This is a genomic window from Maribacter sp. 4U21 (assembly GCF_002742365.1).
GTDB lineage: Bacteria > Bacteroidota > Bacteroidia > Flavobacteriales > Flavobacteriaceae > Maribacter.
The window spans coordinates 111,473-137,046 of the sequence record NZ_MDGN01000034.1 but is presented as its reverse complement, the minus strand read 5'-3'; the positions used below and the strand labels follow the sequence as shown (position 1 = coordinate 137,046).

Below are 25,574 nucleotides of genomic sequence, written 5' to 3'. Positions count from 1 at the left end.
TAATAGGATGGTTTTTTTATGGAAGCAATTTACTTTTAATTTTTTTCCAACGTAGTTTCTTTATAAATCTTCCTTCATTTAGAGATACCATAAAGGAAATTTTTTCTTTTTTGGCTTCAAAATATCCGTACACGTTGTCAAAAAAAATGGCACTCTTTCGCTGTTTTATCGCCATTTTTAATGAGGCTATCAGCGTTATGAGAAAGCCATAACGCATCGTATACATGGCCCTGCCTTGAAGATATCTTGCTTTTGGATTATAGGCTTTTCCAGTAGGTCTTAGGTGTTTTACCTTTAAAGTCTCGTCGGTGGTAATGAAATACCCGTGATACTGCGCTAACAACTCGTCTACCGTATCCCATCCCATTTCTGTTTTAAGTCCGCCTATGGCTTTAAAACAGCTTTTGGAATATGCCTTAAAAGCTCCCCGAACATGGTCCTTGTCCATGGTATGGTTCAATATCCAAGCTCCATTACTGTCTTTTTCATAAATAAACCCTCCTGCGATGCCTACATCCGGCCTGCCCTTAAAAATATAGGCAATTCGTTCAAAATAATTATCAGGAAGAATAAGGTCGGCGTCTAGCTTAACGATAAAATCAAAATCATCATTTAGTTCTCGAAGCCCTTTATTAAACGCCTTAATGACCTTACTACCGGGTAGGTGTTCTTCAGAAGAATGGGTATTTATCTTAAGAAGGGTAGTCGTTTTATTTATGAACTCATCAATTATCCGCTCCGTAGTATCCGTAGAGTCGTCATTAACAATAATCACCTTCTTCGGTTGTAAAGTCTGGCGAAGTAAGGAGTCTAGGGTACGCCTTAAAAAAGCTTCCTCATTGTGCGCAGGCATAATAACATAGTAGTTCATTTTTTTAGTACGGGATGTTATTTACTAGCTTTTCTGGTGGCATAGACCATATAATATCTAGGCGTAAAGGTCCTAAATAAGGGTCTTATCCCTATTTTCTTAACAGGATGTGTCCATTTCATGGAATCTTGAATCTCCCATCCAGATTTTTCCAATAGCCAATTAAATTGCCAGTCCTCAAATTCATGATAATGACGATCCCAGGGGTCCGTTTTACTCTGATAGGCTTTTGAGAACCATAAGCGTAACGGAATACTGGCTACAAGTTTGTCCGACTTAATTTCTGATAATACATTTAAAGGAGCAAGTAGGTGCTCAAAAATTTCAAAAGCGGTTACGACTGAAGCATCTGAATGCTGTACCGAGGAAAAGTTCTTGTCTAAATCTTCTCCCTTGGTGTTGCTAACCTCATAGCCTTGTTCCTGCATTAATTTGGACAAAGGGTTGGGTACACCTAAGTCCAATATTTTTTCCGTTGTACTAACGTGTTTCTGTAAGAAGCGAAGTGTTTTCTTGAACCGTTTGTTAGGAAAGGTATTTTCGTACATATTACATTCGGTAAACAATTGCATTGACGTTCATTCCTGCGCCAACACTAGCAAAGATAACAACATCTCCTACTATTAATTCTTGATTTTCAATTTTTCCTTTTCTAATCAAGTCCAATAGGGTAGGAATGGTGGCCACGGAGCTGTTCCCCAATTTCTGGATAATCATAGGCATAATTCCATCAGGCATTTCTTTGCCATATAGGGCATAAAATCTTTTGACGATAGCCTCGTCCATTTTTTCATTAGCCTGATGAATGATAATCTTTTTAACATCGTCTATAGCCACACCACTTTCTTCTAAGCAGGAGGCCATGGCTCCAGGTACATAGGTTACGGCAAATTCGTATATTTTTCTACCGAACATTTTTATGTATTTGGTATCCTCTGCCGTAGGAAGGTAAGACTTTCCGTAGAATAGAAAGTAAGCCTCTTCGTAAGTGTAGGTGGCGGTGGCGTGCGCTAAGATTTCACCACTATGGGAATCTTCTTCAATTATCGCCGCTCCGGCACCATCGGAATAGATCATGGAATCGCGATCATAGGGGTCAACTATCCGCGAAAGTGTTTCGGCGCCGATGACCAAGCATTTCTTAGCGATGCCGCTCTTAATGAAGGCATTTGCCTGTATAACGCTTTCTACCCAGCCAGGACACCCAAAAAGCATGTCATAGGCTACACATTTTGGATTTTTTATGCGTAAATGATGTTTTACCCGTGTTGCCAAACTCGGGAGCATATCGCTTTGCGATTGCCCATAAGCCACATCACCAAAATTGTGGGCAAGAATGATATAGTCTATTTCTTCTTTATTCACACCGGCATCATCAATGGCTTTTTCCGCTGCTAGAAAAGCAATATCCGAGGTATTGAGCTTTTTTGCCGCATAACGTCTTTCTGCAATTCCCGTAATGGTTTTGAACTTTTCAATGATAACGCTATTGTTATGCTTGAATTGACTTCCGTCGGCATTCAAAAATTCGTGCTGTTCAAAATCTTTGTTCTCAACGATCAGTGATGGTATATAACTTCCTGTTCCTGTAATACCTATCTTCATTTGGTGTAGTGTTAGTTGGTACTAAGCAAGATAGGTGTAATACCGCTAATTGCTATGCATGCATAATACACTTTACGATGTCCAGAAACAAAACCATCATATTCAAGGGAATAAAAAAGTCCCCATTAATGAACGAGGACTCCTGTTATGCAGTGTTAAGCGTTGTTTTATGCTTCGACATACGCTTCTATTGGAGTACAGGTGCAAATTAAATTCCGATCCCCAAAGGCCTCATCTGTGCGACGTACGGTTGGCCAAAATTTATTTTCAGATACATAATCCAAAGGAAAAGCGGCCAATTGACGGCTGTAGGGAAAATCCCAGTTATCAGAAGTAACCATGGTCAAGGTGTGCGGTGCGTTTTTAAGTACATTGTTGCTGTCTTCAATCGAGGCGTTATCAATTTCTTTTCTAATCGATAGCATCGCTTCACAGAATCGGTCTAACTCTGAAAGGCTTTCACTTTCTGTAGGTTCTATCATCATAGTGCCTGCCACTGGAAACGAAACTGTTGGCGCATGAAACCCGAAGTCCATTAATCGCTTAGCAATGTCCGTTACCTCAATACCGTTCGTTTTAAAAGGACGACAATCTATAATCATTTCATGGGCCGCTCTACCTTTCTCACCGGTATAGAGTACATCATAGGCGCCGTTAAGACGTTCCTTTATGTAATTGGCACTTAATATGGAATATCGTGTTGCATCCGTAACCCCAGAAGCCCCCAACATTTTTATGTAGCCGTAAGAAATAAGGCAAGCCAATGCGCTACCCCATGGTGCCCCTGATATTGCCGTAATGGCATTCTCACCACCCGTTTTTACGACGGGGTTAGAGGGTAGAAATGGTTTCAGTTGTTCGGCCACGCAAATAGGTCCTACTCCAGGACCTCCACCACCGTGAGGTATGGCAAAGGTTTTGTGAAGATTCAAGTGACATACATCGGCACCGATAGTTGCAGGATTCGTTAAGCCTACCTGAGCGTTCATATTTGCTCCGTCCATGTATACTTGTCCGCCATGGTCGTGTATCAAAGAAGTGATATATTTTATGGAGGATTCAAAAACACCATGCGTTGATGGGTACGTTACCATCAGGGCCGCTAAATTTTCAGAATGTTCTTTTACCTTCTCTTCCAAGTCAATGACATCAATATTGCCATGCTCATCGGTTTTGGTAACGATTACCTTCATGCCTGCCATCACCGCTGATGCGGGATTTGTTCCATGTGCAGATGCAGGAATAATACATATATCGCGATGGTGGTCGTTTCTGGAATGGTGATAGGCCCTAATGGTCATCAACCCGGCGTATTCTCCTTGGGCCCCAGAATTTGGCTGTAGCGAAGTTGCAGCAAAACCGGTAATGATATTTAATTGCTCTTCAAGCTCTTTAAGCACTAACTGATACCCTTTGGCTTGGTCTAAGGGTGCAAAGGGATGAATATTACCCCAATTGGCCCAGCTAAGCGGTAACATCTCAGAGGCTGCATTCAATTTCATCGTGCAACTTCCCAACGAAATCATGGAATGGTTTAAGGCCAAATCCTTACGCTCCAGTTTTTTGATGTAACGCATCAAATCAGTTTCGGAGTGATAGGTGTTAAAAACGGGTTGTTGTAAGAAACTAGATTTACGTGCTAATGAGGCCGTGATAATTTCGTCAAGGTCTTCTTCTTTGGAAGTATCATCATTAATACCTTGCGATTCCAAAAAACATAGGATTAAAGGTCGAATATCTTTTTCTGAAAAAGCCTCGTTTATGGAAATGGAAACCGTTTCTTCATCAATATAATTGATGTTAATTTTCTTGGATTCCGTTATGGTACGCAAAGATTTTACATTTTGAGCCTTGATCCGTATTGTGTCAAAGAAACAGGTGTTTACTTGTTCAAATCCGTGAGCAGTAAGCTTTTTGGCTATGATTTTAGTGTAATTATGTATTTTATTGGCAATATAGGTTAAGCCTTTTGGGCCATGATATACGGCGTACATGCCAGCCATAACCGCCAACAGGACTTGTGCGGTACAGATGTTAGATGTTGCCTTGTCTCTCTTAATATGCTGCTCCCTTGTCTGCAAAGCCATTCTCAAAGCTCGGTTCCCATCCGTGTCCTTGGTTACTCCAATAATACGGCCCGGGATGTTTCGCTTGTAGTTTTCTTTAGTAGCGAAAAAGGCTGCATGGGGACCGCCGTACCCTAAAGGAATTCCAAAACGTTGCGTGGTACCTACAACAACATCTACACCCCACTCACCGGGAGGTGTCAAAACCGTAAGACTTAATATGTCTGCCGCAACAGCTACTTTGATATCGTTCGCTTTCGCTTTTTCTACAAAAGAAGAATAATCGTTTACTTGTCCATATTTGCCAGGGTACTGAAGAATTGCACCAAAATACTCGCTTGAGAATTCAAAATTTGCGGGAGTATCCAACACCAATTCAATATTCAAAGGTGTAGCACGGGTTTTTAAAAGACTCAAGGTCTGTGGTAGTATTTCGTCTGAGACAAAGAACTTAAGCACACCGTCCTTTTTCTGCCCTCTGCTTCTTAAATCGAACAACATGGTCATGGCTTCGGCCGCAGCTGTACTCTCATCCAAAAGAGAAGCATTTGCCACTTCCATTCCCGTAAGGTCACACACCATGGTCTGGTAATTTAAAAGTGCTTCTAGCCGTCCTTGGGCAATTTCTGCCTGGTATGGAGTGTATGCGGTATACCAACCCGGGCTTTCTAAAATATTCCTTTTTATGACGGATGGTGTTATACTTTCATTGTAGCCTAGACCTATGTACGATTTAAAAACCTTGTTCTGGTTGGACAGATTTTCTAATAGACCTAAGAATTCATATTCGCTTATCGCGGGCGGTAAATTTAGACTTTCTTTTAAACGAATATCATTAGGAATCGTTTGATCAATTAGTTCATCTAAATCCTTTACCCCAACTACAGAGCACATTTTTTCTAAATCTTCTTCACGGATGCCAATATGGCGCGATGCAAACACGTCGGTCTTCATAATTTTATTCGAATTAGTCGCACAAAATTAGCGATTTATTCCATGGAAAAATGTCCTTTTTATCGCCTTTGAGCGAAAGTTTTTAACCAAAATCCATGGTTATAAACAGTTTGGTTACTTTTGTTTAATGAAGCTTTGGAGGCGATTTTTCAACTTTTATCTAGATGCAAGTATTCATGTGGCCCTGGCGGTATTTTCCCTGGTTTATGTAACGGGGATTACCTTAAACATTCCCATAGATTTTAACCTCTCTTGTTTTATATTTTTCGGAACTATAGTCTGTTATAATTTCATTAAATACGGTGTAGAGGCGTCGAAGTATGTTTTAGTTGCGAATCCGTACCACAAAAACATTCAAATACTCAGTTTTTTAGCCGGTGCTGGAGCACTTTATCATGCATTTTTCTTGAATGAACATACTTGGTATTTGCTGTTTTTTTTGAGTTTTATGATACTGCTATATGCGCTACCGCTATTGCCCAGTGCAAAAAATCTCAGGTCTTTAGGGGGTTTAAAGATTTTTGTGGTTGCCATGGTATGGGCCATGGCTACGGTGCTATTACCTTATTTTTCGGTGAACGAAGGGGTTTCATGGGACGCCATAGTGGAAACTGTACAACGTTTTTTACTGGTGCTAATATTATTAATACCCTTTGAAATCAGGGATTTAAAATATGATAGTCCAACCCTGAAGACCTTACCGCAGCGTTATGGCGTGGCCAACACTAAAATAATAGGCGCTTTTTTAACTCTTGTGTTTTTCTTTACAACTTTTTTCAAGGACGATATCAATAGGAATGAACTTTTGGTGAAAGGAGTATTATTTTTGGGCTTGGGTTGTTTAATGTACACTACAAAAAGAAACCAAACCAAGTACTACGCCTCTTTTTGGGTAGAAGCAGTCCCCATTCTTTGGCTTGTAATTCTTTTATTTATGGAGAAACGGCTTAGTCTTGTTTAGCCAGCTGCTGTTTCATTTTTAGTTTTTCTTGTTCGGATAAGCTTTGGAGATCAGCTTTTTGGCACAACGAAGTAAACTGGGTGTTGCGGCTACTATGCGTTGAACAAGTTTTACACATAAAAAGATGGAATTTAAGTTTCATCTTCTCCATAAATGTTGCCTCTCTATATTGAGTTTTGTCACAAATATGAACGGCTTTTTCGCAAGAAATCATCATGTTAGAACCAATTTTGATTAAGGCATCCCATAAGAGCAGTTCTTGCCCTATGAATCATTACCCATAGGTTAGACGGATTTATTCCGAGCTCATTACAAATATCTTCTGTACTTATTCCTTGAATAGTTTTCATGGTAAAAACCATGGCCTGTTTTTTAGGAAGTTTGGCTATACATTCTTGTATGGCAAGGCCTAGTTCCTCATTTTCCATTGTACTATTTTCTGACTTGCTGAAGGGGTCTGCTACTTGTTCCTCCATCCAATCCCCATCAGAATCGCTACTGGACCCGTAACTCATGCGTACCTCCGCTTTGCCTTTTTTCGAATTTATCTTACGATAATGATCAATTACCTTTCTTTTTAAGATGGCAATGAGCCAAGTACGTTCCGCTGCATCTCCCTTATAATTCTTGGCAGATTTAAGACCGGCTAAAAACGTTTCAGATACTAAATCTTTTGCAACTTCGGCATCACTTACCCTTCCTACTGCAAAATTAAAAAGATAATCAGCATAGCTGTCTACCCATAGGTCAGGATTTAATTTGTGAAGCGTCATATTTTTGTTTTCAGGATTAAAAGTAACAGAATTTGTTGTAACAATCCTCATGTTTTCCTTGCGTTCGTGGTATTTTAGTGCTCTCATAATCTATTTTTTTATTTATTGCTATGAAATATGTGCTCTTACTATCTCTTATTTTGGTTTCTTTCTTTGGAACATCCCAAAGTTCAACTATACATATCACAGAGTTCTCACAAAATGATATTAAAAACGGGATACTTATAGATGTAAGGACGCCAGAGGAGTTTGCCAATGGTCATTTGGAAGGTGCTATAAATATGAATTGGTACGATAAGGACTTTGCTGGTCATTTGAGTAATATCTCAAAAGATGAAACCATATATGTTTACTGCAAGAAGGGTGGACGTAGTACCAAGGCGCAAAAAAAACTAATTTCTTTAGGATTTAGCAATGTTATCAATTTGGAAGGGGGATATGATGCTTGTTTTGATGCTAAAAAGAAGTAACAGGATAGGGTCATCATCATATCCTTGCCCTGAGAATACTGAGCCACTACTCTCATAAATGCCATTCTTAACACTTCAACGAACTATTTGTGTACTATTTTCAATGTAACGATAGCATTTCTTGTTCCTATTTTCATATTTAAATAGCATTGAAATATTAATCCGCCCCAGCCGTTAATTTAAACAAGTGCCAATAGGTGGAGTGATACCTTTTTCCATGGGAATAGTATCATATTAGGCAAAGAGTTTGATAATTTGGCTCTGGGAAGTTTATCAGAATCCCAGAATACAGGGATGTACGTAGCTTTTATCTCATGTAATTTGCATTCCTATTTTGAAGGTTAAACGTTTTTTAAATTGATGGTCAAGCAATAGTAATACAAAAGAATTAATATGAAAAATTATATGTTACGTATCGGAATCCTAACATTTTTTGTTTTGATTACCGCTTGCAAGTTCGATAAATCCGTTAGCAAGAACTTTAATACCAGTATAAGCACGGAAGGCAATGGACTTTCTGCCGGTGAGGTTTACCTTTCCACAGACGCTGAACGCTTGGACGATAACGTATTTGTATACGGACAGAAGATTTACACCAATTTCGAAAACATGGATGGTTTTGTTGTAGAAAATGACAAGTATTATGCAAAAATGGGGGTTGAAGTGATTTCGGAAAGTGGTGAGGTGGTGATGCAAAGCAATAATTTGTTGGACAGTTCTGTCGGATTGGACGCTTCCTTAAGAACGCTCTTTGGAGAACTTATCCTTGCACAACCCATGCATTCAAGAGCAAAGTATACCGCGTCGTATGATATATCCGACGAAAGGGGTGAGGGTACTTTCACATCTACAATGGATTTTGAAATACTACCAAACCCGGATATAACCGTGAAGGAATCGGGTCTAAAGGCGCAGGAGATATATATTTTCAATACCGATTCGAAATCCGTTATCACAAATTCTGAAACTCAATTTGGCGATAATTTGCAATTTCAGTTTGAAGGGCTAGAGGGCTACACTTTGGTAGATGGCTTCGTAGCCTTGGGGTTATCCATAAAAGTTGAAGATGCGAGGGGAAAGCAAATACTTTACAATAAAAATGCCTTTGAGAACACACGTGTTACGGAAGCACAAATAGCTCAAGGAGTAGGCGGCACATTGGTTTTTTCCAAAGGAATGATAAATAACCCCGTTACCTGGGAGGTTGAAATATGGGACCTGAACAGCGATGCGCGTTTAAAAGGAACTACCCAGTTAAAAGTGAACTAATCATAGGTGCTCTTACAATAAGACCGATGGGTTGGGGCAACGAAATGTAGCTACTCCACAAGCCATTACTAATGAAGCTTAAAAATAGATGAAAACAATTAGTACGCTTGTATTTGAACTACAACTTCCAGATACTTTTCAAATCATACAGGAAAGTAAAATAGGGCTTCGCGCAGAGGACCACACCAACGATTGTAAAGAGCAACATCCGCATTTGGAGGCCAGGTTGTTTGCGCTGGCCGATTTAAAATCGGATAGTTATAAAGGTGATACGCTAGAAAAGAAGTGGGAAGATTGGTGTATATCATTGCATTATAAATCTTAGCTTATCAGTTTTGAAGAGACCAAGCTCAAGGGCTTTAAGACTTTCGTTATTCATGCCCATACAGATGCTTCTTGGAATAATATGCACTTTAAGCTACAGTATTTCCAAGCTGCAGTGTTTTTGGATAACAACTATTTTTTAGAGTTTAAGACCGTTCACGAAAAAACCCCATCCAATTCATTGGACTTTTGGGTGATGCCCGCCTTTGAATCTCTACTGTTTTTGGGTGATACGGTTACAAGAAAACAGGCTTACGCCCAACATTTATTGGATGCGCAGAAAGCATACGAAGCACAGCAACAGTTGGTAATAACTGATGAGGAAAGGAAGGAAGAGGAAAAGAAAAATGCCTTTTGCGAGGTTACAATCCCCAAGGACGGAAAAGAGATTTTTAAGGTAGGAGAATTTGATTTTGAGTTTATCCCTGAGGAAACAGAAATCAGTATCGGAAAAATGTCTAGGGATATACAACTGATTATAAAAGCGAGGACCAAAGCATTCAAAAGAGCTATTTCAGCTAAAATTCTAGATGACTATCCGGGTGATGGTGTAGTTACCTTGACTATACCCGCGATAGGCATTCATGAAAATAGCATGCCCAAAGGGCAACTGTATTTTGAGGAGGAAAAGACCGATGCACCACTATTTTTACATGCCAGATGCGAAGGTTTTGAATATAGTCTGGCATTCTCTGGCTCCGTTACCTACTATAATGGTTGGGTATTGTTAAAGGGAGAAATGACCAAGAGCTATCACAAAAAAGCATATCCAATTTTTGTGGCTAAAAAATTTGATATGTCGGGTTTAAAATGGTCAGATTATCGCTTTTCATCAATGGAAGAGGCGGCAACTGCTAGTCCACAGGAAGTAGCTTATCTTATGCTGCAAAACCCAAGCTTTACAAAATTACCGGAAGCCTTATTCCAGTTCAAAAATTTAGAGGAGCTTACCATCCACCAGAAATCAAATCATTGGGAAGAAGAAAAGTTACCTTTTCATGATATTCAGCGTGAAATAGGCGCATTGACAAAACTAAAAAAACTACATATAAGCGGTACTGCACTAGAACAGCTTCCGAATAGTCTGGGTCAACTAACGGATTTGGAACAGTTAAACGTCAGTAATACTCTTATTCGGGAGGTCCCGGAAAGTATTTAGCAATTGCCCAAACTAAAATATCTCTGGTTGTCATCCAATAAATTGGAACATATTCTCACTTCTATCCACCTTCCTATTTTAGAGAATATTTCCTTGGATAAGAATTAATTGTTAACCCTGTCAGAATCCTTGGCGAAACAACCAAAGTTAAATCGGGTTGTGCTAGATGAGAATCCTTTGGAAAGTCTGTCCGATGCTTTTAACAACATTAAGAAAATCAGTTTGTCCATGGAAGACAAATTAAGACTACTGGACTTCAGCTATAAAGGAGCGGATGGCAAGGGATTGTTTACATGGGAAGATTCCGTTTTTTGGTCGCACTAGGACAAGGAATTGGTTTCACAAATTGATGCAATTATCAAGACCAATAGGTTGGAAAAATATGCCACCGCCCTTCGTCCTATGGTCAAAAAAGCTATCGGTTTGGGGGTATGCCAGATTTACCGGAGAATGTACCATACCCAAGATTTGGGGAGAACTGGCGCGAAGGAAAATCGGATTACACCTATGAATTTATAGGGCAGATTAATTGTACCGAAATTGCGCATTTGCAAGACTATTTACCAAGAACGGGCACTTTGTTCTTCTTTTTAGAGACCATGCATAATATCTATGGAGGCACTAACAACCCTGGGAAAATCATTTATGTGGAGGATAACACCCGTTTAGCTTCGGGCAAACGTTTTCAATTTACGGAAGAAGATTATTTTGAAATGTGGGACAGCGGTTATCTTGGTTACAAAGTCAAAGCGGCGAAAATGAACAGTGCTCCATCGTTTTACGCGACTTACGTAAATAAATATCTTATTAAGGACGACAGTGAAGTTTTATTGGAAGATGAGAAATTATTGGACGAACTCTACGATACCTTTGAAAGTCCACTAAATGATAAAACACAATATGAATATATGGTTAATGCGCACGGTTTTACCCAACATGAGATACCAGAATTACAAGCTTCACTGTCCAAAAAAGGAAACCCCGAAGACTGGATGACCTTGTCGGTGGTAACTTCTGCGGGAGATATGCAATGGAGTGATGCGGGTGATATTTTCTATGTCATACACAAAAGTGATTTGGCCAAGCTAGATTTCAGTAACGTATTCGTTACTTTGGAGAGTAGTTAGTAAAGGCAATTTTGACTCGATCTTCCTTAACGTTCAAGAAGACAAATCACCTTAAAAAGGAACAAGCTGGGGAAATCAAGAATATAGATACTGAGTTTCAAAAATACCTGTGCATAAGGTTGAAACACTAATTGATTATTTCCAATGAACCATCAAGAGTATCTTTAAAAAAACCTTCAAACGGATGATTTAAAAAATGCTATCTCCATTATTTAATAATTTTGTAGCTGGTCCCAAAGGTATTCACAAGAAGTCCAATACCGTTTTCAGAAGCGTTCTCTTGAAGTTCGTGAACGAATTTTTTAAACGGCCTACTAGTGTCATATTTTCGCTGTAATTCTCTAAAAATTTCGTTTTCAGAACAAATCAAGTGGGCTAACTCCTCTGCGGTCACATTTAATCTAATTTTATCGGAAACTTTAGAAACCAAACGAAACCCTTCGGTATTAAGGCCGGTGAAGTCAACAAAATGATCATAATCATTAATTTGTGTTGATTGCTCTAAGCCTAATTTGCGGTATATCGAATTAAATAAAACCTCAAAGTCGTATAGTAATACAACAGCATCGCTTGTACCTACGTTGAATATCTCCTGAAGTAATTGTTGGGATTTTCCGTACCACCAGGAACCTGCTAGGGTAATAATATCAAAAGAGTTTCTCCTCTTGTTCAGCGATAAACCATCAAAATGTTCATAGCAAATGCCTTCTTGCGGTGCAGTTTTCTCTAGCATAGCGGTACTAGGGTCCATACCTAGGGTTTTCTTGCAAAATTGCTTTAGTGCTATGGTAGATTTTCCAGTGCCACAACCAATATCCAATCCATTTTCAAATTCCTTTTTTAACAAGGACTTTTTTAGGATAAGTGAGTGGAGCGGAGGTCTGTACGCTTCGTAGTGATAGGCAGTTTGCGCATTATATGCTTCACTGGACATCCGCTGCTATTTTTTTCTTAAAATACCGGTCCCCAAAAATCTGAATTACGAATATGAGTATAAAAATTATTCTAGCCAGGGTGGGGAACGATGTTGCAAGCACTGCCGCCAATGCCCAAACAAAAACAGCCGTCAAAGACCGGAACTGCAACCAATCGCCGATACTTTTTGTCATTCCATTGTTCCCTAATTCCTTCTTGGCAATAGCCCGAATTAGCATAAAGTTGAACAAACCTAACAGGACTGGCTTCATACAATAGAAAATGAAAGGAGCGGTACCGAAGAAATCACCTACGTAAAGTGCCGTTGAAAAAGGCAGGAATACAACGAATAGTAGTAAGATAATGTTCAGCCAAATTAATTTTTCGGTCAATACGGTGATATACCGGTAGATTCTTAAGTGACTTACCCAATAGAGCGCAATGACCATAAAACTGACCAAAAACCCAATAAAGCTGGGTATTCTATTTGCTAGAACAGCTGAAAAATTGTTTTTATAAAGTACTTCAACGCTGGGGACTTCAATTTCTAATATTAAAAGGGTCATAGCAATAGAGAAAACAGCATCGCAAAAAGAGGCTACACGACCCTTGTCAAATAAAAAAGAATGTGGCATTTATGGTTTTTTAATTTCAACCTTTACAAGATACTGAACTAAAATACCTGAATCTAGGGATACGGTTTAAAAATAGGGTCGTTGTTTTTGTTTCAAATTAAATAGGTTACCATTTAACAAAGCTGTGATTATGACAACAAAAATTTTTCTTGTAAACTCTTGACCGTATTATTTTTTACTGGTGTTTTTTTAGTAGGAGGTAAAATTATGGCTCAAAACGATACCATATGCCATGATTCCAAATGGAAAACTACCGTTAAGGATAGTGCCATTTTTTTTCGTCCCCCAGTAAAAAAAGAAGGTGATTTATATGTAATGCAAGATTTTTACAGTTCCGGGAAGTTACAGATGAGCGGAACTTCATCCAAGGCCAATAAAGACTTTTGGGAAGGTAAAGTAACTTGGTACAATGAAGACGGAAGTATTTTGCAGCAAGGCAGCTACACAAACAATCGTTTGAACGGAACATATATCTCCACACTAGACGGGAAACCCTTAAAGGCGCTTTTTAAGGACGGGAGAATAGTCTCTGGAAAGACCGGTAGTAATTTTGGTAATAATAGGCGGTATTATACTGAAATAAAGGGAGACACTACACTAAACATCATTTATGAGAAAGATATCAAAGGTGTGCGCTATGAAAGATACAGCGTAGGTAATAGATACGACGTCTTGATAAAGTATTGTGATGTTGATGGTAAATTTATTGGCGAACGAAAATCCTTATCTAACGGAACTTATGAAGGTCTGGAAGTCTCCTATTGTAAGGAGCCCATGCGTCCCCTGCGAATCACCTATTATCCTAAGGGACAAAAATTAGGTACCACGGTGTATTACTGTAACGACCAAGTAAGGGAGGAATTTAATTCTGCAAATGGGTTGTCCAAAACTTTTTATAGTCCGGCAGGTAAGGTCATAGGTAAGATTAACTATGTTTATGAAAATAATTACTTAAAACCAGTGGATGGCAAAGAGTATCAATTTTATTCAAGTTATAACGAGTACAAAGAAGAGCTTATTAAGGGTATTAGAACGTATAGCGAAGGAAAATCGGTAACAGAACAACAGTTCTACTAAAATCAGCAACTAAAGAGCCGTACCGAATATACCGATGGAGCCAAAGAACTACAAATTAGTTACGGTGAGGACGGAAAAGAGATTGCCAGAATGGTGTATAAGAACTGGACTCCATTGAACGGAACCGAAATTATCGGAGATCGAAAAGCCACCTATAAGGACGGTAAATTGGTTGTAGAACTTAACAACTATTACAATACCGATATTGTATTCAGTGAAAAAGCAACGGATAAGGAAACGTACTACGATAAAAATGGTACCATCTTGGGAACATTGAATTTGGAGGATGACAACGGGTATCTTAAGGCAATAAGCGGTGATCGCTATACCATTGATTATGAAGGGGATGTTAGCACAATTGAACATTATGAAAAGGGTTTTGTGACTCGTAGGACAAGCTATAGAAAACGTAAAATAAGTGAGAAGGAAAATTCCACTTTCAAAACGGTGGAGCTTTATGAGCCGCTAGGGTATAAACGAACAAAGGAAATCAGATTTTATAGCAATGGAAAAAAGCAAAGCGAAATAGAATACGAAGGGTACGATAAAACTACGGGAACCTTTTATGATATGGATGAGAACGTATTGGGAGCGTATAACTTTAAGACCAAGGAAGGAACGGTCTATGAATTTTTCGGAGACTCGGATTAGGTAAAACTGATGGAAACCCCTAAAGATGGGGAGCAACAAAGACTAAAACGTTATGATTATGGCCCTAACAATACATATGTTCAGATTGACCCAGTGTTGGTTGAGGATATTGATGCCAACTGTTGCGCTTCATTTTATTCTCGAGAAGATGAACTTTTAGGCAAAGTAACTTTTAAGGAAGGTAAGCCTTGGGAAGGTACTTATTACAATGTAAAGAAACGGACCTCTTACATCTTGAAGCAAGGAAAACGTAACGGGGCGTATAAAAAATACGATTATGATGAGAGCATTTTAGAAGAAGATACTTTTAAGGATGATAAGGAAGAAGGTCTATTCAAATACTATAATTACAACGAAGAACTCATTAAGACTGAAAACTTTAATAATGGTCTGCTAAACGAAATAGCGAGGTACTATGACGAAGACCAAAAGCTTGCCTACGAGATGACCTATAGTGCGGGACTACCTGTTGAGGGAACTAGATCAGTAAATACCTATTCCAGTAAAAAACCCATCACGGAAACCTTTATTGGCGGTGTGATGGTGAAGCGTATCAGTTATGACGATAATGGAAAAAGGGTGTCTAGCTATGTAGCAGGAAAGGAAAAAGAAACTACGGCCTACTATGGTGATACGGATAAAAAAAGACTAAGCTATAAGGTAGATGGAAGTACCCTTGACGGTAGGGTCATTAGCTATGATAAGGACGGCAAAGAACAATATAGTGCACTGTTCGAAAAAGGTAATCTTAAAGAAGGTACCGTAATGCTTACAGGTGGTAATGTAAGAGGTAACCCAGAATATATGATACTGTCCAGAGAACCCGATACGTTGACCGTAAAATTAATGGGTCAGGACAATAAAGTACTTTTTACCGCAAAGAAAAATCTAGCTTTTGGTACGGCTACAGTTTTTATGCAAAATCTAGATATTTACATGGATTATATAGGACCAAACCGGTTGTATTAAAGTATTGAGGAACCTAAGTAACAATTATAATCGGCCGTTTTATTTGATGGTCAAAATTTATAATACTTCGATGTTCGCGTCGAAATTATTTAGAAGTTTTCTTATCACGCCATCTGGAATCCTTCCTAAGGTTATTTTTTGAAAGAACATTACATATCTAACAAGATAAAATTAGATAAATAATCTTCTATTTCTTGTTCATTTAAGCCAGAGGGCATGTCTTCATGATATAAATAACGCAATACTTCCACTTCTGATGGTAGAATGTTATGGTTAGGAGATACTGTAGAGCACATAAAACTTCCAACGGGCTCACTGGAACCACAGCGATTGGAATGACCCAGCCCTAGTCCATGCCCTAATTCGTGCTTAAAGAGAATCTCTGAGTCAATCGAGAGCCAAATACGAGCATCGTCAATAAGGTTGTTAGAAAAAGACGTGGAAGCATATCCTTGATTGTTGCTTCCGTTAGCGATATCAAAAATATCCGGCCACAAGGTTTCAATTTCTGATACATCACCTAAATACAATGTGGCGTTCGCATCGGATTGATTGTTGGTCAAAGAAATCGTAAAATCCCCTACGGTAAAATAGTCATTTATTTCGGCTAGGGCTGTCGTTACCATTTCTCTGTATGCTGGGGTAATGGCACCGTCTAGATAAAGTTTTATGGATTCTCCCCATTTTAAATTGGTTGTTCTAGGGCTACTAGCACTTTTTCTAAGTGTTAAGAATGTATAATACTCCACCAAATCCTTTTGCGCCTGACTTAATATCTGGTATTCGTTGATATCCGTTATGGTAAGCGTAGCGTCCCAATCTGCGATGGTGCTCCCATCAAAAACCGATACGGTAAAAGGTATTTCATTATTCGTTTCAAAATCTAGCTGTAAATTCTCGCCAACAGATAATTCTCCCGTATTTTCATCGATGACCAAATCATAATTGGAATCAATGGTAAAGGTTAGCCTGTCTTCATCCGCATCAGACGCAGTTACGGTACCTATAGCGGTGCCTCCCGTACTATGTTCTGGAATCTGAAAAGCGGTTACTTCAATTCTTGGGGCGTTGTTCTGTCCGTCGCTAGCCGTTTCATCATTGGTAACTTCGTTGTCCAGAAGTTCATCAGTCAAAACATCGGTATCTGTGCTACAAGAGGCAATAAATAGCACTCCCAGTATATAAACTAGTTTTCTAATCTTTAAGTAGGTTTTAAAGTATATAAAGAACTAACGCTTATATGCCGTAATCTATATATAAGTAAATTTAAAATTTAGTGTATTTCATCGAAAACTATAATCACTCACCTCATACTAGTGGCTTAAACCAAAAGAATTACTGAGAATACCGAGGGATTATGCGTGCAAGGAAACACCCTTTCTTAACGTATAGTTTTATAGAAGTCCCGCTCTTTCCAATAGCGCTTCTACTTTTGGTTCCGCTCCTCGAAAACGTTTGTAAAGGACCATCGGGTTCTCCGTACCACCTTTAGAGAGTACGTGTTCCTTGAATTTTGAGGCCACCTCCTTATTGAAGATACCTTCTTGTTTAAAATACGCAAAGGCATCGGCATCCAACACTTCTGCCCATTTGTAGCTGTAGTAGCCAGAAGAATATCCACCTTGAAATATATGGGCAAAAGCTGTACTCATACAGGTCTCGGGGGTTTCAGGATAGAGATTGGTATCGGCGAATGCTTTGTCCTCATATTCTTTTACGTTCGTAATGTCGGTGGGGTCGGTGCCATGCCAAGCCATATCCAATAGGCCAAAACTCAACTGGCGCAGGGTTTGCATTCCTTCCTGGAACGTGGCGGAATCTTTGATTTTCTGAACAAGCTCCATAGGTATAACTTCACCCGTTTCATAATGCTTGGCGAACAATTTCAAAGCTTCTTTTTCATAACACCAGTTTTCCATGACCTGACTGGGAAGTTCAACAAAATCCCAATAGACCGAAGTTCCGGAAAGACTTGGATATGTGGTGTTCGCCAGCATACCATGCAATCCGTGACCGAATTCATGAAATAAGGTAGTAACCTCGTTAAAGGTCAATAAAGATGGTTTGGATGGTGTTGAAGGCGTAAAGTTGCATACGTTAGAGATATGCGGACGAACATTTTGTCCGTCTCTTATATATTGCGGTTTAAAAGAGGTCATCCATGCTCCTCCGCGTTTTCCCGCACGTGGATGAAAATCCGCATAGAAGACGGAAATAAAGTTCTTGTCGGTATCGTATACTTTGTAGGTCTTTACTTCCTGATGGTATTTATCTATATCGGAAACCTCCTCGAATTGTAGCCCAAAGAGTTTTTCAGCGACTTGGAAAACTCCGTCAATGACGTTCTCTAGTTTAAAATAGGGTTTCAGTTGCTCATCATCTAGGCTAAAGAGTTTCTGTTTTAGCTTTTCGGAATAGTAACTACCGTCCCATTTCTCCAAGCGGTCAATAGCGTCCTCTTTTTTTGCGAAGTCCTCTAATTGTTTGAATTCTCGTACTGCTGCCGGCTTGGCTTTTTCAAGAAGTTCGTTTAAAAAGGAATGTACTTTTTCCGGTGTTTCTGCCATACGCTCTTCAAGAACGAAATGGGCATGGGTCGTATAGCCCAAGAGGTTGGCACGCTCATGTCGCAGCTTAGCGATTTTCAGTACATTTTCTTTATTGTCCAATTCATTTCCATGAAAACCTTTACTACCAAAAGCCAAGGATAGTTCTTTTCGCAAGGTCCTGTTCTTGGCATACTTCATAAAGGGTATGTAGCTGGGATAATCCAAAGTTAACATCCAACCCTCTTCCTTACCTTTTGATTTGGCCAATTGTGCAGCCGCTTCTTTGGCACCATCAGGCAAACCATCTAGATCAGTTTCGTTGGTAATATGCTTTTGGTACTTGTTCGTTTCTGCCAATAGGTTTTCACCAAACTTTAATTTAAGCTTGGACGCTTCGGCATCAATCTCCCGTAAACGTTTCTTTTTATCCTCGGAAAGGTTCGCTCCATTTCTACTAAAACTCTTATACCTTTTTTCCAAAAGGGTGCGCTGTTCCACGGTGAGGTCCAGGTCGTCTCTTTGTTCGTAGACCGTTTTTATGCGTTTAAACAAAGCTTCGTTCAAGATAATATCATTCCCGAATTCAGAAAGGAGCGGGGATATCTCCTGTGCTATTTGCTGAATCTCCTCATTGGTTTCTGCAGAATTAAGATTAAAGAAAACACTTGAAATCCTGTCCAATTGCTGTCCTGAAAACTCCAAAGCTTCAATAGTGTTCTCAAAAGTTGGCGCTGCCGTACTGGATGTTATCGCATCAATTTCTGCCCTTGCATCCTCCATGGCTTTCAAAAAAGCTGGCTTAAAATGTTCATTTTTTATTTTTGAAAATGGGGCTAAATCGAAATTTTCTACTAATGGATTCATTAAAGAGATTATGAGATTATTTGTTCAAAGGTTTATACTAAAGTAGTTTTTGGTGTTAAAAGTTTAAGAGTAAGGCAAAAGTTCTAATTGCTTTCAGCTTTAAAGGAACATTGATTTTGCCAACTGCCAACTGCCAACTGCCAACTGTTTACTACTTACTGCTTACTGATTTTGCACCTTCAATGACTTTTTGCTTTAGGCCTTCTTTGTAAAGGATTACTTTGTCCAGAACACAGGTGTCAGAACTTCCAATAATCTGGGCAGCAAGAATACCGGCATTTTTGGCACCATTAAGAGCGACTGTTGCTACTGGTACGCCACCGGGCATTTGAAGAATGGAGAGGATAGAATCCCACCCGTCAATGGAGTTGCTACTTTTAACGGGTACACCGATTACAGGTAATGGTGACATGGAAGCAACCATGCCTGGAAGGTGGGCAGCACCTCCTGCACCGGCTATAATTACGGAATATCCGTTGGTATGTGCGTTTTTGCTGAAATCGAACAATTTTTCAGGAGTACGGTGTGCCGAAACAATATCTACATCAACTTCTATATCAAAACCTTTTAAGATATCTATGGCATCTTGCATTACGGGAAGGTCACTAGTGCTTCCCATGACAACGGCTACTTTGCTCATGATTATTTACTTATTACATTAATCGTTTCCTTTACCTTCTGTGCAATACTTCTTGCTTCCGCAATATTTTCGTTTACAATGGTCACATGTCCCATCTTGCGAAAAGGTCGGGTCTGCTTTTTACCGTAGATGTGTGGGGTAACCCCTTGCATGCCCAAAATTTCTTCTATATTTTCATAGACCACATCTCCCGTATGACCTTCGGCTCCAACAAGATTTACCATAATCCCTGCGACTTTACTCTCCGTTTCTCCTAGGGGCAAATTTAATATGGCTCGTATATGCTGTTCAAATTGATTGGTATAACTGGCCTCTATGCTATAGTGTCCGCTGTTGTGAGGTCGCGGAGCCACTTCATTGACCAAAATATCATCTTCTTGGGTTTGGAACATCTCTACGGCAAGTAGGCCGGTAAGTCCTATTTTCTTCGAAACCTTCAAAGCTAATTTGCGTGCTTTGTCCGCTACCTTTTCGTCTATCCTTGCAGGACAGATAACATATTCCACCTGGTTAGCCTCGGGGTGAAACTCCATTTCCACCACGGGATATGTTTTTACTTCCCCGTCCGAGTTTCTTGCAACGATGACCGCTAGTTCGTTTTTAAACGTAATCATGGTTTCCGCAATACACTCCCCTGGCGGTAATCCTTCTAAATCCGATAGTTTACGTACTACTTTTACGCCTTGACCGTCATACCCAAATTGAGCTACTTTCCAAACAAAGGGCAAATCTAACCCTCCGTTTTGTATACTGTCCTCTATTTCACTCCGATAAGCGAATCGTTGAAAAGGAGCGGTGGGTATGTCATGGTCTGTATAGAATAATTTTTGTTTTGCCTTATTTTGGATAATGCGAAGGGCATCTGGTTGCGGGTGTACCTTTACACCCTCTTTTTCCAATTGCTCCAGAGCGTCCAAGTTTACGTTTTCTATTTCTATGGTGAGGACATCAACGTCTTTTCCAAAATTATGAACCGTATCGTAATCTAGCAGGCTTCCCTGAACAAATTCGTTACAAGCTATTTTACAAGGAGCGTCGGGCGAGGCGTCCAGGACCTTTGTGGCTATATCCCATTTCCGGGTTTCGTAGAGCATCATTTTACCCAGTTGCCCTCCTCCTAAAATTCCTAGCTTAAAATCCGATGAAAAATAGTTCATATTCTAAACAGTCTTTTTATTTTTAGAATTAATCCTGTTTATCGCAAAAATACGCTTAAATCTGAGAATCCGATGGGCTAAAATTCAAAAACACATCTCAATATGCTATCTTTGCCAACCTTACTAATTTTTAAAAATTGATTCAACTTCACGACAAATTTTTTAAGCCTTTTATCAGCGAAAAGGAAATTCTGCAAGCGGTCAAACGCGTTGCGGATACCATTGCAGCTGATTATAAGGACAAGACACCAATTTTTGTGGGTGTTTTAAACGGGTCGTTCATGTTTGTATCCGATTTTTTAAAGGCTTATGACTACCCTTGCGAGGTTTCTTTTGTAAAACTAAGCTCTTATCAAGGGCTTACTTCTACTGGTATTGTGGAAACTTTACTTGACTTGCCCGATAATATAGAAGGTAGAAGTGTCATCATTTTGGAAGATATTATTGATACGGGACGTACGCTAAAGGAGCTGGTTCATCTTTTTTCCAATACCAATGTAAAGGAGTTTAAAATTGCTAGTCTCTTTTATAAATCCGATGTGTACAATGGTGAATACGTTATAGACTATTTTGGGTTAGAAATCCCCGACCGTTTTATTGTGGGATACGGACTCGACTACAAAGAATTAGGAAGAAACTTTAAGGAAGTATACCAACTAAACCAAAAACATATGATAAATCTTGTACTATTTGGAAAGCCCGGAGCAGGAAAAGGCACCCAGGCCCAGTTCTTAAAGGAACAGTACAATTTAAAGCACATTTCTACCGGTGACGTTTTCCGTTTTAATATTAAGAACGGTACCGAACTAGGTAATTTGGCCAAGTCTTACATAGATAAAGGCGATTTAGTACCGGATGCGGTGACCATTAAAATGTTAGAGGACGAGGTGGGTAAAAATCCCGATGCGGACGGCTTTATTTTTGATGGCTTTCCACGCACCGCCGCACAGGCGGAAGCACTGGACAATTTTTTGGAATCTAAGGACATGAAAATTGATGCCACCATTGCGCTAGAGGCCAATGATGAGGTGTTGATTGCCCGGTTGTTGGAAAGAGGTAAGGTAAGTGGCCGTACGGACGACCAGGACGTGGACAAGATTAGAAACCGTTTTGAGGAGTATAGTTTAAAAACTGCGCCATTAAAAGAATATTACGAAGACCAAAACAAATTCCATAGCGTCAATGGTATAGGTACTATTGAAGAAATTACGGAAAGACTAACAAAGGTAATCGAATCGCTATAGTTGGCAGAACAAGTAATACGACCCAAAGAAGCTATCAAGGGCTGTTTTGTTACCGGCTGTTCTTCAGTGTTTATTTTTTTCTTAATAGCTGCTTGCTACCTGATTTATCTATTTTATTTTGATGATTCCCTAGATTTCGATTAACTATTTTCCTAGGAAAAATATAACAACTTTATCGCTTCGAACGTAACCTATATGCATACTGGTTATTCTTAAAGTCCCTTCATCTATATTATGTATTTTTGCGCTGGCATAGAAGCGTTCTTGCTTAAACCTAATCATTTAAAATGACCGAAGGTAATTTTGTAGACTATGTAAAAGTGTTTTTAACTTCCGGTAACGGAGGTAAAGGCTCGGTGCACCTACATCGAGAAAAGTTCATTACTAAAGGAGGTCCTGATGGGGGTGATGGGGGTCGTGGAGGTCATGTGATTCTACGAGGTAATCAGAATTTATGGACCCTCGTTACATTTAAGTTCAAGAAGCATTTTAAGGCCGGTCACGGTGCTCACGGAGCAAAGAGCAGAAGTACCGGGGCAGATGGGGAGGATGTGTATTTAGACGTACCCTTGGGTACTATTTTGCGCGATGCGGAAACCAACGAGGTCCTATTGGAGATTACGGAACATGGCGAAGAAAAAATTGTAGTGGAAGGAGGTATGGGAGGCCGTGGAAATTGGCATTTTAGAACGGCGACGAACCAAACACCGCGGTATGCGCAACCCGGAAAGGAAGGAACCGAGGGCGCTTTTATTTTAGAGCTTAAGATTTTAGCTGATGTTGGGCTTGTAGGTTTTCCCAATGCAGGTAAATCCACGCTGCTATCGGTGATAACCTCTGCCAAACCCAAGATTGCGGACTATGAATTTACCACGTTGAAACCAAACTTAGGGATAGTAGAGTATAGGGATTTCAAGAGTTTCGTAATGGCCGATATACCTGGTATTATTGAGGGTGCTGCAGAGGGTAAGGGTCTCGGACATTACTTTTTACGTCATATAGAGCGCAATGCCACCTTACTTTTCTTAATTCCTGCGGATAGTCCGGATATTAGTAAGGAATATGATGTTCTATTGGATGAGCTAAGACGCTACAACCCTGAATTATTGGACAAGGAGCGCTTAATAGCTATTTCCAAAAGCGATATGTTAGACGAGGAGTTGATGGATGAAATGCGGACAGAACTCGAAGCTGATTTAAATGGAGTTCCCTTTATGTTCATCTCTTCCGTAGCACAATCTGGCATAACGGAACTTAAGGATAGGCTTTGGACAATGATAAACGCTTAATGGATATTTAGGGGAGCGGAATGAGGCAGTATCTTAAAAATATCGTTGAATTGAACGATAACGCTAAAAGCAGGTATTTTGCTTATTTTATTCAGGTTTTAATACTGGTCTCCATTATTTCCTTTTCATTTGAAACGGTACCGGATTTAGAACCCCGGACAAGAAAACTACTGCGCTTTATAGAAATTTTCTGCGTGGTTATCTTTAGTGTTGAATACGCGCTGCGTATCTATGTAGCCGATAGAAAAAGTAAGTTCATTTTTAGCTTCTATGGCATAATTGATTTCTTGGCCATACTTCCTTTCTACCTTGCGCTTGGGATAGACCTAAGGTCGCTGAGGGCGCTACGGTTTTTGAGACTTTTCAGAATTTTTAAGTTAATGCGTTATAACAGGGCAATAAAGCACTTCTCCGCCGCCATAATGAGGGCCAAGGAAGAAATCCTATTGTTCCTTTTCGTTACATTGATATTGATTTATTTTTCAGCCGTAGGTATTTATTATTTTGAAAATGCCGCGCAACCAGAACACTTTTCCTCCATTTTTGATAGTCTTTGGTGGGCGATCATTACCTTGACTACAGTAGGGTACGGAGATGTATATCCTATAACCGTGGGCGGTAGGGTATTTACCTTTTTTATCTTGATGATAGGCCTGGGAATCGTGGCGATTCCTACAGGTATTATATCATCCGCGCTTACAAAGTCGGTTGATAAAACTGATGAAGATTGATTTTTACGTATATTGAAGTAAAATATTGATAATGAAATATTTCAGTTACCTACTACTGCTTTTATTTTTCTCCTCTTGTGGTGCCATTCAAGTGGATTACGATTATGACCGTAATACGGATTTTTCCTCGTACACTACATATAACTATTTCTCCGATTTACAAACAGGACTAAATCAACTGGATGAAAAACGTTTAATGAGGGCCATGGATATTACTTTACAATCCAAAGGGTTAATGTTCTCGGAGGAGGCGGATATTTTTATTAATATAAAAAGTACTGTTTTTAGAGCACAGGCAGGTAATTCCGTAGGTGTTGGCCTAGGTGGTGGTGGCGGTAATGTTGGCGGTGGAGTATCTATAGGCATACCCGTTGGTGGTCCAAAACTTAATCGTGAACTACAAATAGATTTTGTAGATGCAAAGAAAGATATCCTGATTTGGCAGGCCATAAGTGAGAGTCCTTTTAAGGAAGGCAGTACTCCAATGGAAAAAGAACAAAAAATGCAGGAACTTGTTGCTAAAATATTCGATAAATATCCTCCCAAATCTCGTAAATAGTATCTAAGACTATCTGCTGAAACCCCTACTTCTTTTTAATACCCTAAAAACGCCGAAAACACCCATTTTACGGGGATTATTGATTACTTTTTACGAAGTAAATATAATATAAATAACTTATAATCAAATAGTTAAATTTTAGTCAAGCAAAATACCCGTTCGGACGTTTCTTTCTACCGTTCGTCATAATTTAGTGTGCCGCCCTAGATTTCTCACTTAGATTTACACCATCAAACAAAATAGATACTTCAAAAAATAAACGTATCAAGTTTGAAAAGTAAAATCAACTGAACAATAAAAACATATCATCATGAAAACAATCGACAAAACAAAATTAACAGTATTAAGTATCGGAGTATTAACCGTTGTAGTTTCCTTAATCGGAGCAGTAAGTAGTTTAAATTTGATGGATTATTTCTTTCCGCTTTACGCAGGCTTAACCTTGGTAGGCGTATCACTCTTGAACAAGGAAAGTAATAAGGAGTGTTCTAGAGAACCTTCCATGCTTAAATAGTATAATACCGTTTGGAACCAACTAGGTCTAAGCGGTATTTGTATTCTATTCGCCACACTTAATAATAGCTTTAAAACAATAACATGATCGCAATAGTAAAAATACTTTTATCCCTTCTCATTTCTATTTTTTTCTAGACCAAGAAAGAAACAACAGGTACCTTGGATATAAACTATATTTGAAGTTGAAAATTTAGATTAA

The 25,574-nt window shown here is 39.3% G+C and carries 26 protein-coding genes; 15 read left to right on the top strand and 11 right to left on the bottom strand.

Annotated features, from left to right (window positions below):
- Positions 1–16: 16 nt before the first annotated feature.
- From BFP77_RS06570 to gcvP, 4 genes are all read right to left on the bottom strand, one after another.
- Complete coding sequence (locus tag BFP77_RS06570) at positions 17–871, bottom strand: glycosyltransferase (protein ID WP_099573237.1); 855 nt, start codon at positions 869–871, stop codon at positions 17–19.
- A gap of 17 nt (positions 872–888) precedes the next feature.
- Positions 889–1,419, bottom strand: a complete 531-nt coding sequence (locus tag BFP77_RS06565) for a methyltransferase (protein ID WP_099573277.1) — start codon at positions 1,417–1,419, stop codon at positions 889–891.
- 1 nt (position 1,420) lies between these two features.
- The gene (locus tag BFP77_RS06560; protein ID WP_099573236.1) at positions 1,421–2,476 is read right to left on the bottom strand and encodes a 3-oxoacyl-ACP synthase III family protein; all 1,056 of its coding nucleotides are present in this window, start codon (positions 2,474–2,476) and stop codon (positions 1,421–1,423) included.
- 167 nt (positions 2,477–2,643) lie between these two features.
- On the bottom strand, positions 2,644–5,496 hold the full coding sequence (gene gcvP / locus BFP77_RS06555) for an aminomethyl-transferring glycine dehydrogenase (RefSeq protein WP_099573235.1): 2,853 nt from the start codon (positions 5,494–5,496) through the stop codon (positions 2,644–2,646).
- Between the two features lie 127 nt (positions 5,497–5,623).
- Between gcvP and BFP77_RS06550 the strand changes: the two genes are divergently transcribed.
- Positions 5,624–6,457 (top strand): hypothetical protein, encoded by an 834-nt coding sequence (locus BFP77_RS06550; RefSeq protein ID WP_099573234.1) that lies wholly within the window; start codon positions 5,624–5,626, stop codon positions 6,455–6,457.
- Positions 6,458–6,675: 218 nt separating this feature from the next.
- Here the strand turns inward: BFP77_RS06550 and BFP77_RS06540 are convergent, their stop codons facing one another.
- Positions 6,676–7,230, bottom strand: coding sequence for a sigma-70 family RNA polymerase sigma factor (locus BFP77_RS06540; RefSeq protein ID WP_099573275.1), 555 nt, complete (start codon positions 7,228–7,230; stop codon positions 6,676–6,678).
- A gap of 110 nt (positions 7,231–7,340) precedes the next feature.
- Between BFP77_RS06540 and BFP77_RS06535 the strand changes: the two genes are divergently transcribed.
- The 6 genes from BFP77_RS06535 to BFP77_RS06510 all read left to right on the top strand — a co-directional run bounded on the left by BFP77_RS06535 (position 7,341) and on the right by BFP77_RS06510 (position 11,579).
- Complete coding sequence (locus BFP77_RS06535) at positions 7,341–7,700, top strand: rhodanese-like domain-containing protein (RefSeq protein ID WP_099573233.1); 360 nt, start codon at positions 7,341–7,343, stop codon at positions 7,698–7,700.
- A 393-nt stretch (positions 7,701–8,093) separates the two neighbouring features.
- Positions 8,094–8,969: a hypothetical protein gene (locus tag BFP77_RS06530; RefSeq protein ID WP_099573232.1), complete on the top strand. Its 876-nt coding sequence runs from the start codon at positions 8,094–8,096 to the stop codon at positions 8,967–8,969.
- Positions 8,970–9,057: 88 nt separating this feature from the next.
- Positions 9,058–9,294, top strand: coding sequence for a hypothetical protein (locus BFP77_RS06525; RefSeq protein ID WP_099573231.1), 237 nt, complete (start codon positions 9,058–9,060; stop codon positions 9,292–9,294).
- Between the two features lie 81 nt (positions 9,295–9,375).
- Entirely contained in the window at positions 9,376–10,452 is a 1,077-nt protein-coding gene (locus BFP77_RS06520; RefSeq protein WP_143751860.1) for a leucine-rich repeat domain-containing protein, read from the top strand.
- Positions 10,453–10,581: 129 nt separating this feature from the next.
- Positions 10,582–10,776, top strand: coding sequence for a hypothetical protein (locus tag BFP77_RS06515; RefSeq protein ID WP_143751859.1), 195 nt, complete (start codon positions 10,582–10,584; stop codon positions 10,774–10,776).
- Positions 10,777–10,883: 107 nt separating this feature from the next.
- Positions 10,884–11,579, top strand: a complete 696-nt coding sequence (locus BFP77_RS06510; protein ID WP_099573228.1) for a DUF1963 domain-containing protein — start codon at positions 10,884–10,886, stop codon at positions 11,577–11,579.
- A gap of 208 nt (positions 11,580–11,787) precedes the next feature.
- On the opposite strand, the gene BFP77_RS06505 is transcribed toward BFP77_RS06510, so the two are convergent.
- Both BFP77_RS06505 and BFP77_RS06500 read right to left on the bottom strand, forming a co-directional pair.
- Positions 11,788–12,513, bottom strand: coding sequence for a class I SAM-dependent methyltransferase (locus BFP77_RS06505; RefSeq protein WP_099573227.1), 726 nt, complete (start codon positions 12,511–12,513; stop codon positions 11,788–11,790).
- Positions 12,503–13,129 carry a TMEM175 family protein gene (locus BFP77_RS06500; protein ID WP_099573226.1) on the bottom strand — a complete coding sequence of 209 codons (627 nt, stop codon included), beginning with the start codon at positions 13,127–13,129 and terminating at the stop codon, positions 12,503–12,505. The genes BFP77_RS06505 and BFP77_RS06500 overlap by 11 nt, the downstream gene beginning before the upstream one ends.
- 159 nt (positions 13,130–13,288) lie before the next feature.
- Between BFP77_RS06500 and BFP77_RS06495 the strand changes: the two genes are divergently transcribed.
- From BFP77_RS06495 to BFP77_RS06485, 3 genes are all read left to right on the top strand, one after another.
- Positions 13,289–14,206 carry a hypothetical protein gene (locus BFP77_RS06495; protein WP_099573225.1) on the top strand — a complete coding sequence of 306 codons (918 nt, stop codon included), beginning with the start codon at positions 13,289–13,291 and terminating at the stop codon, positions 14,204–14,206.
- Between the two features lie 90 nt (positions 14,207–14,296).
- Positions 14,297–14,857 (top strand): hypothetical protein, encoded by a 561-nt coding sequence (locus BFP77_RS06490; RefSeq protein WP_099573224.1) that lies wholly within the window; start codon positions 14,297–14,299, stop codon positions 14,855–14,857.
- A 9-nt stretch (positions 14,858–14,866) separates the two neighbouring features.
- Positions 14,867–15,826, top strand: coding sequence for a toxin-antitoxin system YwqK family antitoxin (locus BFP77_RS06485; protein ID WP_099573223.1), 960 nt, complete (start codon positions 14,867–14,869; stop codon positions 15,824–15,826).
- A gap of 149 nt (positions 15,827–15,975) precedes the next feature.
- Here BFP77_RS06485 and BFP77_RS06480 read toward each other — a convergent pair whose 3' ends face one another.
- The 4 genes from BFP77_RS06480 to BFP77_RS06465 form a co-directional block, all read right to left on the bottom strand.
- On the bottom strand, positions 15,976–16,998 hold the full coding sequence (locus tag BFP77_RS06480; protein WP_180272320.1) for a cadherin domain-containing protein: 1,023 nt from the start codon (positions 16,996–16,998) through the stop codon (positions 15,976–15,978).
- 222 nt (positions 16,999–17,220) lie between these two features.
- A complete protein-coding gene (locus tag BFP77_RS06475; protein ID WP_099573221.1) occupies positions 17,221–19,239 on the bottom strand; it encodes a M3 family metallopeptidase in 2,019 nt (672 codons plus the stop codon).
- A gap of 151 nt (positions 19,240–19,390) precedes the next feature.
- On the bottom strand, positions 19,391–19,879 hold the full coding sequence (gene purE / locus BFP77_RS06470; RefSeq protein ID WP_099573220.1) for a 5-(carboxyamino)imidazole ribonucleotide mutase: 489 nt from the start codon (positions 19,877–19,879) through the stop codon (positions 19,391–19,393).
- Positions 19,880–19,881: 2 nt separating this feature from the next.
- Positions 19,882–21,036, bottom strand: a complete 1,155-nt coding sequence (locus BFP77_RS06465; RefSeq protein ID WP_099573219.1) for a 5-(carboxyamino)imidazole ribonucleotide synthase — start codon at positions 21,034–21,036, stop codon at positions 19,882–19,884.
- A gap of 137 nt (positions 21,037–21,173) precedes the next feature.
- Here BFP77_RS06465 and BFP77_RS06460 point away from each other — a divergent pair, with 137 nt between their 5' ends.
- The 5 genes from BFP77_RS06460 (at position 21,174) to BFP77_RS06440 (ending at position 25,373) form a co-directional block, all read left to right on the top strand.
- Positions 21,174–22,280: an adenylate kinase gene (locus BFP77_RS06460; protein ID WP_099573218.1), complete on the top strand. Its 1,107-nt coding sequence runs from the start codon at positions 21,174–21,176 to the stop codon at positions 22,278–22,280.
- A gap of 287 nt (positions 22,281–22,567) precedes the next feature.
- Positions 22,568–23,569, top strand: coding sequence for a GTPase ObgE (gene obgE, locus BFP77_RS06455; RefSeq protein ID WP_099573217.1), 1,002 nt, complete (start codon positions 22,568–22,570; stop codon positions 23,567–23,569).
- Positions 23,570–23,589: 20 nt separating this feature from the next.
- Entirely contained in the window at positions 23,590–24,300 is a 711-nt protein-coding gene (locus BFP77_RS06450) for an ion transporter (RefSeq protein ID WP_099573216.1), read from the top strand.
- A gap of 31 nt (positions 24,301–24,331) precedes the next feature.
- Complete coding sequence (locus BFP77_RS06445) at positions 24,332–24,859, top strand: DUF4136 domain-containing protein (protein WP_099573215.1); 528 nt, start codon at positions 24,332–24,334, stop codon at positions 24,857–24,859.
- A gap of 310 nt (positions 24,860–25,169) precedes the next feature.
- Complete coding sequence (locus tag BFP77_RS06440; RefSeq protein WP_099573214.1) at positions 25,170–25,373, top strand: hypothetical protein; 204 nt, start codon at positions 25,170–25,172, stop codon at positions 25,371–25,373.
- The last annotated feature ends 201 nt before the right edge of the window (positions 25,374–25,574 follow it).